Source organism: Pseudomonas profundi, assembly GCF_008638305.1.
GTDB lineage: Bacteria > Pseudomonadota > Gammaproteobacteria > Pseudomonadales > Pseudomonadaceae > Halopseudomonas > Halopseudomonas profundi.
Genome location: NZ_VTPZ01000001.1, coordinates 291,504 through 305,919 on the forward strand (window position 1 = coordinate 291,504; position 14,416 = coordinate 305,919).

11 protein-coding genes and 3 tRNA genes are annotated in these 14,416 nt (G+C 58.4%); 5 read left to right on the forward strand and 9 right to left on the reverse strand.

Annotated elements, in window-relative coordinates; genetic code table 11:
- Positions 1-113: 113 nt before the first annotated feature.
- The 3 genes from FZE95_RS01385 to FZE95_RS01395 form a co-directional block, all read right to left on the reverse strand.
- A tRNA-Leu gene (locus FZE95_RS01385) sits at positions 114-198 on the reverse strand.
- A gap of 53 nt (positions 199-251) precedes the next feature.
- Positions 252-327: transfer RNA gene (locus FZE95_RS01390), tRNA-His, on the reverse strand.
- Positions 328-381: 54 nt separating this feature from the next.
- A tRNA-Arg gene (locus tag FZE95_RS01395) sits at positions 382-458 on the reverse strand.
- 275 nt (positions 459-733) lie between these two features.
- Here FZE95_RS01395 and folD point away from each other — a divergent pair.
- Positions 734-1,588, forward strand: coding sequence for a bifunctional methylenetetrahydrofolate dehydrogenase/methenyltetrahydrofolate cyclohydrolase FolD (folD, locus tag FZE95_RS01400; protein ID WP_150299018.1), 855 nt, complete (start codon positions 734-736; stop codon positions 1,586-1,588).
- A gap of 149 nt (positions 1,589-1,737) precedes the next feature.
- Here the strand turns inward: folD and prpF are convergent, their stop codons facing one another.
- From prpF to FZE95_RS01425, 5 genes are all read right to left on the reverse strand, one after another.
- Entirely contained in the window at positions 1,738-2,916 is a 1,179-nt protein-coding gene (prpF, locus tag FZE95_RS01405; protein WP_150299019.1) for a 2-methylaconitate cis-trans isomerase PrpF, read from the reverse strand.
- A gap of 88 nt (positions 2,917-3,004) precedes the next feature.
- Positions 3,005-5,617 carry a Fe/S-dependent 2-methylisocitrate dehydratase AcnD gene (gene acnD / locus FZE95_RS01410; RefSeq protein WP_150299020.1) on the reverse strand — a complete coding sequence of 871 codons (2,613 nt, stop codon included), beginning with the start codon at positions 5,615-5,617 and terminating at the stop codon, positions 3,005-3,007.
- Complete coding sequence (gene prpC, locus FZE95_RS01415) at positions 5,618-6,781, reverse strand: bifunctional 2-methylcitrate synthase/citrate synthase (RefSeq protein ID WP_150299021.1); 1,164 nt, start codon at positions 6,779-6,781, stop codon at positions 5,618-5,620.
- 81 nt (positions 6,782-6,862) lie between these two features.
- Positions 6,863-7,747, reverse strand: a complete 885-nt coding sequence (gene prpB, locus FZE95_RS01420; protein WP_150299022.1) for a methylisocitrate lyase — start codon at positions 7,745-7,747, stop codon at positions 6,863-6,865.
- Positions 7,740-8,423 (reverse strand): GntR family transcriptional regulator, encoded by a 684-nt coding sequence (locus FZE95_RS01425; protein ID WP_150299338.1) that lies wholly within the window; start codon positions 8,421-8,423, stop codon positions 7,740-7,742. Before FZE95_RS01425 ends, prpB begins: the two co-directional genes overlap by 8 nt.
- Before the next feature lie 268 nt (positions 8,424-8,691).
- Between FZE95_RS01425 and FZE95_RS01430 the strand changes: the two genes are divergently transcribed.
- From FZE95_RS01430 to pabB, 3 genes are read left to right on the forward strand one after another with little or no spacing between them, the layout of a single operon-like run.
- Positions 8,692-10,221 (forward strand): inactive transglutaminase family protein, encoded by a 1,530-nt coding sequence (locus FZE95_RS01430; RefSeq protein WP_150299023.1) that lies wholly within the window; start codon positions 8,692-8,694, stop codon positions 10,219-10,221.
- A 10-nt stretch (positions 10,222-10,231) separates the two neighbouring features.
- On the forward strand, positions 10,232-11,248 hold the full coding sequence (locus FZE95_RS01435; protein ID WP_150299024.1) for an alpha-L-glutamate ligase-like protein: 1,017 nt from the start codon (positions 10,232-10,234) through the stop codon (positions 11,246-11,248).
- 13 nt (positions 11,249-11,261) lie between these two features.
- On the forward strand, positions 11,262-12,593 hold the full coding sequence (pabB, locus tag FZE95_RS01440) for an aminodeoxychorismate synthase component I (RefSeq protein WP_190324453.1): 1,332 nt from the start codon (positions 11,262-11,264) through the stop codon (positions 12,591-12,593).
- Positions 12,594-12,799: 206 nt separating this feature from the next.
- Here the strand turns inward: pabB and thrH are convergent, their stop codons facing one another.
- Complete coding sequence (thrH, locus tag FZE95_RS01445) at positions 12,800-13,417, reverse strand: bifunctional phosphoserine phosphatase/homoserine phosphotransferase ThrH (RefSeq protein WP_150299026.1); 618 nt, start codon at positions 13,415-13,417, stop codon at positions 12,800-12,802.
- Between the two features lie 207 nt (positions 13,418-13,624).
- On the opposite strand from thrH, the gene FZE95_RS01450 reads away from it, so the two are divergent.
- Positions 13,625-14,356 carry a phosphoadenylyl-sulfate reductase gene (locus FZE95_RS01450; protein WP_150299027.1) on the forward strand — a complete coding sequence of 244 codons (732 nt, stop codon included), beginning with the start codon at positions 13,625-13,627 and terminating at the stop codon, positions 14,354-14,356.
- Positions 14,357-14,416: the final 60 nt, after the last annotated feature.

The following is a 14,416-nucleotide window of genomic DNA, read 5'->3' on the forward strand; positions in this document are numbered from 1 at the left end:
TCAAGGCGAGAAAAAGGAAGTGCTGGCGAGGAACCGGACGCGGGATACTGACCTAGCGTCGGTAACTCCAATAAACCGGCAGAGTGCCGTTGGTCACAACGAAGCAATAATAATGGTGCGGATGGGGAGACTCGAACTCCCACACCTTTCGGCGCCAGAACCTAAATCTGGTGTGTCTACCAATTCCACCACATCCGCTAAAGAGGTCTTGCATGAAAAACGCCAGGCTGGAGCCTGGCGTCTTCAGAATATGGGGTGGACGATGGGTTTCGAACCCACGACACCAGGAGTCACAATCCTGTGCTCTACCAACTGAGCTACGCCCACCATATACAACCCTTCACAAGTACAACTCTTGCTCTACTTCACGTGCAATGCGGCTGGTGCGCCCGGCAGGACTCGAACCTGCGGCCATCCGCTTAGAAGGCGGATGCTCTATCCAACTGAGCTACGGGCGCCTGGTTCACATTATCGATTCCGTTAAAGGGTATCTGAAAATGTTCGCTGTACAAGCCGGAGCCGGTAAAACCATGGAGCCTGATCGCCTTCCAAAACCACGTCACCGTGTTCGTGAAGCGGGGCGAATAATACTCAGCCACCATCTCTGCGTCAACGGGCGCGGCAATCTTTTTTGAGATATTTGAGTAAGTTAGGCCTGCCTGATGGTTCGCCCTTTTGCCCAAGGGCCGCGTCATGCGACAATCGGAGCATTCTATGTTTCGTCAGGAAGCCAATGAACGCCCAGCTCATCGATGGCAAGCAAATCGCTGCCAACCTCCGTCGAGAAATCGCCGCCAAGGTCAACGAACGCAGGACCAAGGGTCTCAGACTGCCCGGCCTTGCCGTCATTCTGGTAGGCACCGACCCCGCCTCACAAGTATACGTGTCACACAAACGAAAAGACTGCGAGGAAGTAGGCTTCGTATCACGCTCCTACGACCTGCCAGCCAGCACAGGCCAGGAAGAGTTGCTCAGCCTGATCGATACGTTGAACGAGACCCCGGATATCGATGGGATTCTCGTGCAGCTACCTCTCCCCGCACACCTCGACTCGTCCCAGTTGCTCGAACGTATCCGTCCGGACAAGGACGTCGATGGCTTCCACCCCTACAATATCGGCCGCCTGGCCCAGCGTATGCCCCTCCTGCGTCCCTGCACGCCGCTAGGCATCATACGTTTACTTAAAAGCACCGGTGTTGATCCTTACGGCCTGGATGCCACCGTGATTGGCGCATCGAACATCGTCGGCCGTCCAATGGCGCTGGAATTGCTGCTCGCTGGTTGCACAACGACCATTACGCATCGCTTTACCCGGAATCTGGCCGAGCATGTAGGCCGCTCGGACCTCGTGATTGTGGCCGCCGGGAAGCCCGGTCTGGTCAAGGGCGAATGGATCAAGCCCGGCGCGATCGTGATTGATGTCGGTATCAACCGGATGGAGGACGGTCGACTGTGCGGTGACGTCGAATTCGGTCCCGCTGCCGAACGTGCGGCATGGATTACGCCAGTACCAGGCGGTGTCGGCCCGATGACGCGCGCCTGCCTGCTTGAGAACACCCTGCACGCCTGCGAACACCTGCACGATTAAGCGCTACCAGCGTTGACTTGAAAGCCCGGGCATCGATCGATGTCCGGGCTTTGTTCATTTCACTGCAGCCGATACCGCAATTAGCCGTTGCTTCGACCAGACAGGACGCCCGCGAGGGGCCCTGCACCGCTTTATTCAGCCCATTCAGCTCAGAAGGTATCCCCGGGAATACGCACCCAGCCTTCCATCAGGACCCGCGCGCTGCGGCTCATGATCGCCTTGACCACGGTCCAGTCTTCTCCGTTTTGCGTCGCTTCGGCACCCACCCGCAATGTGCCTGAGGGATGACCAAAGCGAACAGCCGTAAGATTGCCGCCACCGGCTGCCTCGTTTACCAGCGTCCCCGGGATCGCTGCGGCGGTACCGATTGCCACCGCGGCAGTACCCATCATCGCGTGGTGCAGCTTGCCCATCGACAGTGCACGAACCGACAGGTCGATCTCGCTGGCCGAGACGCGCTTGCCGCTGGATGACACGTAGTCGGCAGGCTTCGCGACGAAGGCCACCTTCGGCGTATGCTGGCGGTTAGCTGCCTCGTCAACATCCTTGATCAATCCCATACGGACCGCACCAAAGGCGCGGATGGTCTCAAATTTCGCCAATGCTTCTGCGTCGCCGTTGATCGCCTCCTGCAGCTCTGTCCCGGTGTAACCGATGTCTTCGGCATTCACAAAAATCGTCGGGATGCCGGAGTTGATCATGGTTGCCTTGATCGTGCCCAGACCCGGCACTTCGAGATCATCGACCAGATTACCGGTGGGGAACATGGCGCCCTCACCGTCCGCCGGGTCCATGAACTCCACCTGCACCTCGGCCGCAGGAAAGGTCACGCCATCCAGCTCGAAGTCACCCGTCTCCTGGACCTCGCCGCTGGTGATCGGCACATGCGCAATAATGCTTTTGCCAATATTGGCCTGCCAGATCCGCACCACCGCCGTACCGTCATGCGGGATGCGGCCGGGGTCCACCAGTCCGCTGGCAATGGCAAAGGCGCCTACCGCCGCAGACAGGTTGCCGCAGTTGCCGCTCCAGTCAACGAACGGCTTGTCGATGGATACCTGACCGAACAGGTAATCCACATCGTGATCAGGCTGGGTGCTCCTGGCCAGAATCACCGTTTTGCTGGTACTGGACGTAGCACCGCCCATGCCGTCTATCTGCTTGGCATAGGGATCAGGACTGCCAATGACGCGCATCAACAGTTTGTCCCGGGCCGAGCCGGGCTTTTGCGCCGCTTCGGGTAAATCCTGCAGACGGAAAAACACGCCTTTGCTGGTACCGCCACGCATATAGGTAGCGGGAATTCTGATTTGAGGAACGTGGGTCATGTTTCCAGACTCCGGACATTGGAAGGGTATCGAGCCAGCATCCTCCTCCCCATCTCGCGGGGAGGAGAACACCTTAATCCGTAGTCGCTTAAACCGCGTCTACGGTTTCGGCCAGGAAGTCCTCAGCGAAACGCTGCAGCACGCCACCGGCCTCGTAGATCAGCACCTCTTCATTGCTGTCCAGGCGGCAGGTGACCGGCACCTCGACGCGCTCGCCGTTACGACGACTGATCACCAGCGTCAGTTCGGCACGAGGTGTCCATTCACCGAGCACATCGTAGGTTTCGGTACCGTTCAGCTCCAGCGTCTTGCGCGTGGTGCCGGGCTTGAACTCCAACGGCAACACGCCCATACCAATCAGGTTGGTGCGATGGATACGCTCGAAGCCTTCCGCAACAATTGCCTCAACCCCGGCCAGCCGTACACCTTTAGCTGCCCAGTCACGTGAGCTGCCCTGCCCGTAATCGGCGCCAGCGATGATGATCAGCGGCTGCTTGCGCTCCATGTAGGTTTCGATTGCTTCCCACATGCGCATGACCTTGCCCTCCGGCTCGACCCGCGCCAGCGAGCCCTGCTTCACGTCACCCTGATCATCCAACACCATTTCGTTGAATAGCTTGGGGTTGGCGAAGGTGGCGCGCTGTGCCGTCAGGTGGTCGCCACGGTGGGTCGCGTAGGAATTGAAGTCTTCCTCAGGCAACCCCATCTTGTGCAGATACTCACCGGCAGCACTGTCCATCATGATCGCATTGGAGGGCGACAGGTGGTCAGTGGTGATGTTGTCCGGCAGGATCGCCAGCGGACGCATGCCCTTGAGGGACCGTTCGCCAGCCAGCGCACCTTCCCAATAAGGCGGACGGCGGATATAGGTCGACTGCGGACGCCACTCGTACAGCGGGCTCTCCGCTTCGGTGATGGTGCCCAGGTCGAACATCGGAATGTAGACCTGCTTGAACTGTTCCGGCTTTACGCTCGAAGCAACGATTGAATCAATTTCTTCGTCGCTCGGCCACAAATCCTTCAGCGTCACCGGATTGCCGTTCTGGTCTTGTCCCAGCACGTCGCGCTCGATATCGAAGCGTACTGTACCGGCAATGGCGTAAGCCACGACCAGCGGCGGCGACGCCAGGAAGGCCTGTTTGGCATAAGGGTGAATACGCCCGTCGAAGTTGCGGTTGCCCGACAGAACCGCAGTGGCGTACAGATCGCGATCAATGATTTCCTGCTGGATCTTCGGATCAAGCGCACCGGACATGCCGTTACAGGTAGTACAGGCGTAGGCCACGATGCCGAATCCGAGCTTCTCCATTTCTGATAGCAGCCCAGCCTCCTCCAGATACAGCCTGGCTACCTTGGAGCCTGGTGCGAAGGAGCTTTTCACCCAGGGTTTGCGCACCATCCCAAGCTCGTTGGCCTTTTTCGCCAACAGACCGGCCGCGACCACGTTGCGCGGGTTGGAGGTGTTGGTACAGCTGGTAATGGCGGCGATGATAACCGCGCCATCCGGCATCAGCCCTTCGGCCTCCTCGGCGCGGGCCTTGTCCAGATCGACCGCGACTCCACGTTCGCTCAATGCCGATGTGGGCAGGCGGCGGTGCGGGTTGGACGGACCGGCGAGGTTGCGTACCACGGTGGACAGATCAAATTCCAGCACCCGCTCATATTCAGCGGTGACCAGCGCATCGGCCCAGAGACCGGTGGTCTTGGCATAATGTTCAACCAGCGCCACCTGCTCCGGCTCGCGCCCGGTCAGGGTCAGATAGTCAGTGGTCTGCTTGTCGATATAGAACATCGCTGCCGTCGCACCGTACTCTGGGCACATGTTCGAGATGGTCGCACGGTCGCCGATGGTCAGACTGTTGGCACCTTCACCGAAGAACTCCACGTAGGCACCCACCACCCGTTCCTGGCGCAGGAACTCGGTAATCGCCAACACGATATCCGTTGCCGTGATGCCTGGCTGACGCTTGCCGGTCAGCTTGACGCCAGTGATATCCGGCAAGCGCATCATGGAGGGACGGCCCAGCATGACCGTTTCGGCTTCCAGGCCGCCGACGCCAACTGCGATCACGCCCAGTGAATCGATGTGCGGAGTGTGGCTATCGGTGCCGACACAGGTGTCCGGAAACGCCACGCCATCGCGCGACTGGATCACCGGCGACATCTTCTCCAGGTTGATCTGGTGCATGATGCCGTTACCAGCGGGGATCACGTCGACATTCTTGAATGCGGTCTTGGTCCACTCGATGAAGTGGAAACGGTCCTCATTACGACGGTCTTCGATGGTTCTGTTCTTCTCAAAGGCATCCTTATCGAACCCGGCATGCTCCACCGCCAGCGAGTGGTCAACGATCAGCTGCGTCGGCACCACCGGATTGACCAGAGACGGATCTCCGCCCTTTTCGGCGATGGCATCACGCAGACCGGCCAGATCCACCAGCGCTGTCTGCCCGAGGATGTCGTGACAGACCACACGCGCCGGATACCACGGGAAATCCAGGTCGCGCCGACGCTCGATCAGCTGCTTCAGCGCATCGGTGAGCATCGACGGTTCGCAACGACGCACCAGCTGTTCGGCCAGCACCCGCGAGGTATAGGGCAATTTGTCATAGGACCCAGGCTGGATTTCCTCGACGGCCGCGCGGGTGTCGTAATAGTCCAGATCAGTGCCGGGTAAAGGCTTGCGGTATTGGGTATTCATTTAGGTGCGATCCTTCAACGGGACGAATTTCAGATCCTCCGGACCAACATAGTTGGCGCTCGGGCGAATGATTTTCCCGTCGATACGTTGCTCAATGACGTGGCTGGACCAGCCCGAAGTGCGCGCGATCACGAACAGTGGCGTGAACATGGCAGTGGGCACGCCCATCATGTGATAGCTGACGGCGCTGAACCAGTCGAGGTTGGGGAACATCTTCTTGATTTCCCACATGACGCTTTCCAGGCGCTCGGCAATGTCGAACATCTTGGTATTGCTCTGCTCCGCCGACAGATCCCGGGCGACTTCCTTGATCACGTCGTTGCGCGGATCGGACACGGTATACACCGGGTGACCAAAGCCGATAACCACTTCCTTCTTCTCGACCCGGGCGCGGATGTCGGCCTCAGCCTCGTCCGGTGTGTCGTAGCGCTTCTGGATCTCAAAGGCAACCTCGTTGGCACCACCGTGCTTCGGCCCACGCAGCGCACCGATGGCGCCGGCAATGCAGGAGAACATGTCCGAACCGGTACCGGCGATGACCCGACCGGTAAAGGTCGAAGCGTTGAATTCATGTTCCGCATACAGAATCAGCGAGGTGTGCATGGCGCGCACCCAGGACTCGCGCGGCTTCTCGCCATGCAGCAAATGCAGGAAGTGACCGCCGATGGAATCATCATCGGTTTCCACATCGATACGCTTGCCGTTGTGACTGAAGTGATACCAGTACAACAACATTGAACCCTGCGAGGCCATCAGCTTGTCGGCGATATCACGCGCGCCCGGATGGTTGTGGTCATCCTTTTCCGGGGCCATGCAGCCGAGGATGGAGACACCGGTGCGCATCACATCCATCGGGTGAGCAGAAGGTGGCAACTGCTCCAGGGCAGTTTTAACCGCAGCAGGCAGACCGCGCAACGCTTTCAGCTTGGTCTTGTAGCTGGTCAGTTCGGCGGCGTTAGGCAGCTTGCCATGCACCAGCAAGTAAGCAATTTCCTCGAACTCGCAAGTGGTGGCGACATCCAGGATGTCGTAGCCACGGTAGTGCAGATCATTGCCGCTGCGGCCCACGGTGCAGAGCGCTGTGTTACCAGCGGCGGTGCCGCTCAGTGCGACGGATTTTTTTGGCTTGAAAGTCGGTGCGGTGGTTTCAGGGGTATCGCTCATCGCGGAGATCTCCTCGTCTGACCCTGTAGGGCGTTCTTGTCTTTGTGCATCTGCCCCGCAGGCGGGGCAGATAAATTCGATTTACTTCTTGCCGGCGGCGAACAGCGCGTCGAGGTGCTGCTCGAACTCGTGATAGTTGATGCGATCGTATAGCTCCATGCGAGTTTGCATGGTATCGATGACATTCTTCTGCGTGCCTTCGCGGCGCAGTGTGGTGTAGACGTTCTCGGCGGCCTTGTTCATGGCGCGGAATGCCGATAACGGATAGAGCACCAGGGACACATAGGCCGAAGCCAGTTCTTCGGTGGTATATAAAGGTGTCGAGCCGAACTCGGTAATATTAGCCAGAATCGGCGCGTTAACCTTGGATGCAAACAGTTTGTACATGTCCAGCTCGGTAATGGCCTCCGGGAAGACCATATCGGCGCCCGCCTCAACACAAGCCGCCGCACGCTCCAGCGCAGATTCCAGACCTTCGACAGCCAGCGCGTCGGTGCGCGCCATGATCACAAAGCTGTCATCCGTACGCGCATCGACAGCTGCCTTGATCCGGTCAACCATCTCCTGCTGGGTGACGATTTCCTTGTTCGGGCGGTGGCCGCAGCGCTTGGCGCCGACCTGGTCTTCAATATGAATCGCCGCCGCGCCGAATTTGATCATCGACTTGACCGTACGCGCGACGTTGAAGGCGCTGGAGCCGAAGCCGGTGTCGACGTCGACCAGTAGCGGCAGATCGCAGACATCAGTGATGCGGCGCACGTCCGTCAGCACATCATCCAGTCCGGTAATGCCCAGATCCGGCAGACCCAGCGAGCCGGCGGCAACACCACCACCCGACAGATAGATAGCCTTGAAGCCGGCGCGCTTGGCCAGCAGTGCATGGTTGGCATTGATGGCACCAACCACCTGTAAAGGGTGTTCTTCGGCTACCGCGTCGCGGAATTTCTGACCGGGTGTTTTAGACATCAGACTGTCCCTCCTGAGGAAGTGAAAGCATCGTTTGTTGTTGCATACGACGCTCGATGTTGCGGCGTGAGGCGCTGATATGACGGCGCATCAGCATTTCCGCGAGTTCACCATCGCGATCGGCGATGGCTTCAATGATTCTGTGGTGTTCGGCAAATGCCTGTTGCGGACGCTTGGGCGTGGAAGAAAACTTGTAGCGGTACATCCGGACCAGGTGATACAGGTCGCCACATAACATGTCGCTGAGCGTTTTGTTCTTGCTGCCCTGGATAATCACGTAGTGGATATCCAGATCACCTTCCTGCTGATAGTAGGACTCGTTGGCCTTGAGCCCACTGTGTTTTTCGTGGGTGGCAAGTACCTCGCGTAGCCCCTCGATTTCCTGTTCGGTCATGTTTTCCGCAGCCAGCCGGCAGGCCATTCCTTCCAGCGCTTCGCGAACGTGATACAGCTCGATCAGCTCGGCGTATTCCAGCGCAACCACCCTGACCCCGGCATGAGGCACACGCACCACAAGGCGGCGACCTTCCAGGCGACGTATAGCTTCGCGCAGAGGCCCCCGGCTGATACCGAAGGTATTGGAGAGGTACTGTTCGCTGATGCGCGTGCCGGGTGGGATTTCACCTTTGACGATCGCCGTCTGGATGCGCTGGAAGGCACCGTCGGACAGGGTCATGGCAGGTGAAACACTCAATGATTCGGACAATTGTTGACAACCTGTGAAATTTATCTGCGTTTTCGGGCGCTTTATGTGAGCAATACTGCAGCCAGGCAAATGGATTGTCAACAATCCGCAGTTTGACGCATAAATATTGTCTCAAACGCCTGTTTAGCCGCCCCACTAGGAAGCGTCCACAGGCGTGCTAAGATGCGGTCCTGCTTGCCGCCGCCCGTCCTGCCTGTAGTGAGTGAGCTGCACTGTTCTAAACTTACCGGGAACACCAATGCATTCGATCAATCTTCATCTAAAAATTCTAATCGCCATACTTGTCAGCCTTGGGTTGCTGATTACCGGTTACCAGATCTATTTTCTGGAGATACCGGTAACCGAAGACGAGACAGACGATATCTGGAGTCTCGACGCCCGGCTGGAATTTCAGGCAGTGCAAGGCGTTCCGGTCAAGGCGCAGATGTTCATCCCGCCTCTCAATCAGGACTACACCAGCCTCAACGAGAGCTTCATTTCCAATAACTACGGCGTCAGCATTGGTCAGGTAGACGGCAACCGGCGCGTGACCTGGTCTGCGCGGCGGGCAAACGGTCCACAGACCTTGTACTACCGCCTGGTGCTAACCAAGCGCTACAGCCCGGATGAAGTTGAGGCACCGCCCCCGGCCCCACGCGTACCCATCGTGCTGGAAGGACCGGAACAGGTCGCTGCAGACGCGCTGGTTGATCCAATCCGCCAGCATTCCGCGGACATCGAAACCTTTATTGCCGAGGCCATTCGCCGCGTCAATGACACCACCGACGATAATGTCAGACTCCTGATGGGCAGCGGCGACACTGTGCTGGACAAGGCGCGCGTGATCGACATTCTGCTATCCAATGCGCGCATCCCGCTGGAGCTGGTGCGCACCATTCGCCTGGAAAGCACTCCGAACCAGGAGCCGGAACTGTGGTTGCGCAGCCACAACGGCGATCGCTGGCTGTACTTCCACCCAGAGACCGGACAACAGGGCATCCCGGATAACCGCATGGTCTGGTGGACCGGTCAGGCGCCAATGTTCAACCTGGAAGGCGGCCGTCAGGGTCGCGTCAGCGTCACCATCACCAACAGCGAAATGAACGCGTTGCGCCTCGCTCAGATGAGCTCGGACAATGGCACCTCGGCGCTGCTGGAGTATTCCCTCTACGGCCTGCCACTGCACGCTCAGCAAGTCTACCGGGTGATGATCATGATTCCGGTTGGCGTATTGGTGATTCTGATTCTGCGCAACCTGATCGGCATCCAGACGCTCGGCACCTTTACCCCGGTATTGATCTCGCTCGCCTTCCGTGAAACCCAGGTTGGCTGGGGTATTGCGCTGTTCACCCTGATCACCGCTCTGGGCCTGTCGCTGCGTTCCTATCTCGAACACTTGAAGCTACAAATGCTGCCGCGACTGTCTATCGTTCTGACTTTCGTCGTACTGGTCATCGCCGGAATCAGTCTGTTCAGTCACAAGCTGGGAATTGAACGCGCCCTGTCTGTTTCGTTGTTCCCGATGGTGATTCTGACCATGACCATTGAGCGCCTGTCGATCAACTGGGAAGAGCGCGGCGGCGGTCATTCGTTCAAGGTAGCACTGGGAACGATCATCGCTGCGACGCTCGCGCATCTGCTGATGACTGTGCCGCCACTGGCCTATTTCGTCTTTACCTTCCCGGCGATACTGCTGGTGCTGGTTGGCTTCATGCTTGCCATGGGACGTTATCGTGGCTACCGGCTAACCGAGTTGATGCGTTTTAAAGCGCTGACCAAACAGGGCTGAGGAGAAACGCATGTTCTTCTGGAAAACCTGGAAAACGCTCAAGGCGAATGGCGTCATGGGCATTAACCGACGCAACGCGGATTACGTACTGAAGTACAACCAGCGCCACCTGTATCCGGTTGTGGACGACAAGATCCTGACCAAGGAACGCGCTATTGCCGCAGGCATTCATGTTCCTGAGATGTACGGCGTGATCGAAACCGAGAAGGATATCGATCGCTTCGAGAAGATCGTCGCCCCCTACCGGGATTTTGTCATCAAGCCGGCGCAGGGCGCCGGCGGTGACGGCATCATGGTCATTGGCGATCGCTTCGAGGGCCGTTACAAGACCGTCGGCGGCAAGATTGTTACCGAGGAAGAGATCGGCCATCACATCTCCAGCATCCTCTCCGGCCTGTACTCGCTCGGGGGCCACCGGGACCGGGTGCTGATCGAGTACCGCGTCAAACCGGACCCGATTTTCAAGAGCATCAGTTACGAAGGCGTGCCGGATATACGCATCATCGTACTGATGGGCTATCCGGTAATGGCGATGTTGCGCTTGCCGACCCGTCAGTCCGGCGGCAAGGCCAACCTGCACCAGGGTGCAATTGGGGTCGGTGTGGACCTGACCACCGGTATCACCCTCAAGGGCACCTGGCTGAACAACAAGATCAGCAAGCATCCGGACACTACCAATGCGGTGGACGGCGTCCAGCTACCCGACTGGGACGGCTTCATGCGGCTAGCGACCTCCTGCTTTGAATTGTCGGGTCTGGGATACATCGGCGTCGATCTGGTGCTTGACCAGGATCAGGGTCCGCTGATTCTGGAACTCAATGCGCGCCCGGGTCTGAACATCCAGATCGCCAACGATGCGGGCCTTACCCATCGCTGTCATGCGGTGGAACGGCGCATCGCTGAGCTCGCCAAGGACGGCAAGGTAGAAAGCGCCGAGGAGCGCATGGCGTTTTCTCAAAAGCATTTCGGCAGCCCGATCCCGGCCGCAACCGAAGAGCTTGAAACCAACGAACAGGCATCCTCCTGAACGAACCCCTGTCGTGCATTACACATTAACTGAACTGCCCTATGCGGCGGACCCTTTGCCAGGGTTCGCCGCGATCCGCTCCCTCGGTCACCCGGTTCTGCTGGACTCAGCCGCAGCCGGGGGGCAGACAGGTCGCTACAGCATCATGTCTGCCGGTCCGATCCGCATCATTCGCCCTGCTCAGCACGAGTCGGGGGGAGCGGTACTTAACCGCGTCCGCAGCGCGCTACATGACCTGGGTGCTGCCCGATGGCCTGAAGGCCAGGAATTGCCGTTCGGCGCCGGTGCATTGGGATTTATCAGTTACGATTTCGCCCGTCTGCTGGAACGACTACCGGCCAATGCTCAGGCGGACATTCAGCTTCCGGCGCTGCAGTTGGGTATATATGGCTGGAGCCTGATCAGCGATCACCAGCAACAACGCAGCTGGCTGGCATGCCACCCATGTCTCGAGTCCAGCCTCCGCGGCGAACTCTTCGATCGATTGGCCACCGCAGGCCTTGCAGAACACACCGGCTTTCATCTGGCGACAGCCTTCCAGGCAGAGCAAAGCAGACAGGAATACCAGCGCTCATTCGAACGCATCCAGGATTACATCCATGCCGGCGATTGCTATCAGGTCAATCTGGCGCAGCGCTTCTCTGCGAGCTGCCAGGGCGATCCGCTGGCGGCGTATCAGCGATTGCGCAACGCCTGCCCTACTCCGTTTTCCGCCTATCTGGAAAGCCCGGACTTCAGCATCCTCTGTCATTCCCCGGAGCGATTTCTCAGTTGCCGGGACGGCCAGGTCGAGACCAGGCCCATCAAGGGAACACGCAAGCGCGGCGCCACCCCGGAGCAGGATCGAGCCCTGGCTGAAGAACTGTTGATGTCTTCCAAGGATCAGGCAGAAAATCTGATGATTGTGGATTTGCTGCGCAACGACCTCGGCCGCACCTGTGCGGTGGGCAGCGTCAGGGTGCCCGAGCTGTTTGGTCTGGAAACCTATCCTAACGTGCATCACCTGGTCAGCAGTGTGACCGGCCAACTCGCGTCTGAAACCGATGCACTCGATCTGCTGGCCGGTGCCTTCCCCGGCGGCTCCATCACCGGCGCGCCCAAGATTCGCGCCATGCAGATTATCGAAGAACTGGAGCCGGTTCGACGCAGCCTGTATTGCGGCAGCATCGGCTACATCGGTTGCGAAGGTCAGATGGATCTGAATATCAGTATCCGCAGCCTGGTCCACCAGGATGACAGGTTATATCTCTGGGGCGGCGGCGGCATCGTAGCCGATTCCGAAGCCGAGGCGGAGTATCAGGAAACGCTGACCAAGGTGCGGGTGTTGATGGAGGCGCTGGCGTAGCCTCGGTGTGTAGCGCGCCTGCGCTACGCCAGCTATTCGGAAAGACTAAAGCCGTCGGTCAGTCCGGACCCGATCCTAGACGTTCACCAATCCCATCGCGCCTTGCGAATCTGGGGGTGTAGTGCGCCTGCGCTACGCCAGCGCTTCGAACACACTAAACCCGTTAACGAGTCCGGACCCGGCTCCAGAGGCTCGCCAATCAGAGTTTACAGACTCAGCGAACGATTCGACGCCTTGATGAATTCCTTTTTCAGGTCTTCAAAAGTCTGCACAGCAGGGAACTGCGGGAACTCTGCAATCACATTATCCGGCGCATGGAAGAGAATGCCCGCATGGGCTTCTGCCAGCATGGTGGTGTCATTGTACGAGTCGCCGGCAGCTATGATGCGGTAATACAGGCTTTTCAGCGCAATGACCGACTGACGCTTGGGATCCTTCTGGCGCAATTGATAATCCACCACACGACCGGAGTCGTCTGTCACCAGCTTGTGGCACAGCAGCGTCGGGAAGCCCAACTGACGCATCAGCGGCTGCGAAAACTCATAAAAGGTGTCCGAGAGGATCACGACCTGGAAGCGTTCGCGCAGCCAGTCAACGAACTCGGCAGCCCCTTCGAGCGGCTGGAGCGTTGCGATCACTTCCTGGATGTCGGACAGTTTCAGTCCGTGTTCGTCCAGAATTCGCAGCCGCTGCTTCATGAGCACGTCGTAGTCGGGAATATCCCGTGTGGTCGCCCTGAGCTCGGCGATACCGGTTTTTTCAGCAAAGGCGATCCATATTTCCGGGACTAGAACACCCTCGAGATCAAGGCAAGCGATTTCCACACAGCACTCCTGGGACGTTGGGTAGTTGAATTGGCGCCACAATCTACCGCCAAGCGTGCCCCTGCGCAATGCCGAAGCAGCCTGGGTCGCTTACGCTTATAACCGTATAGCGTTAAAAATATAACCAAATACAAGGCGATGATCTAAGCGGGCTTTGTTAGACTTCCGCGAAACGGCAGATCGCCAATGCCGAGCCTGGAGAGCCTGATGCTAAACGAAACCTTCGACCCCATTGCGCTGGCAGACGAGTACGCCGGCAAGTCACCACAGCAGATACTGAAACTGGCTATCGAGAGCTTTGATGATCTGTGGCTGTCATTCAGCGGCGCGGATGACATTGTCGTGCTGGATATGGCCTGGAAGATCAACCCTGACATCAAGGTCTTCACGCTGGACACTGGTCGCCTGCATGCCGAGACCTACCGGTTCCTTGAGCAGGTCCGCAAGCATTACGGCATTCAGCTTGAAGTGCTCTCCCCTGACCGGGACAAGCTGGACGCTTACGTGCGTGAGAAAGGCCTGTTCGATTTCTACGAAAGTGGTCATCAAGAGTGCTGCGGTATCCGCAAGATCGAACCGCTGCGTCGTAAGCTTGCGGGTGTTGATGCCTGGATTACCGGTCAGCGCAAGGATCAGAGCCCGACACGTACTAACGTACCGGTTATCGAAGCAGACACCGGCTTCAGCGGACCGGGGCGCTCGCTGGTCAAATTCAATCCGCTAGCGAACTACAGCAGCGAAGACGTCTGGAATTACATCCGCATGCTGGAAATCCCTTACAACAGCCTGCACGAACGCGGCTTTGTCAGCATCGGCTGCGAGCCCTGCACCCGGCCAGTATTGCCGAACCAGCATGAGCGCGAAGGCCGCTGGTGGTGGGAAGAAGCCACGCAAAAGGAATGCGGGTTGCATGGTGGGAATCTGATTGCCAAGGGCTGATTTCGTCATAGTAGCTGGAAGCTGGAAGCTGGAAGGGTGAGATTGGGGTTGATGGTAGGT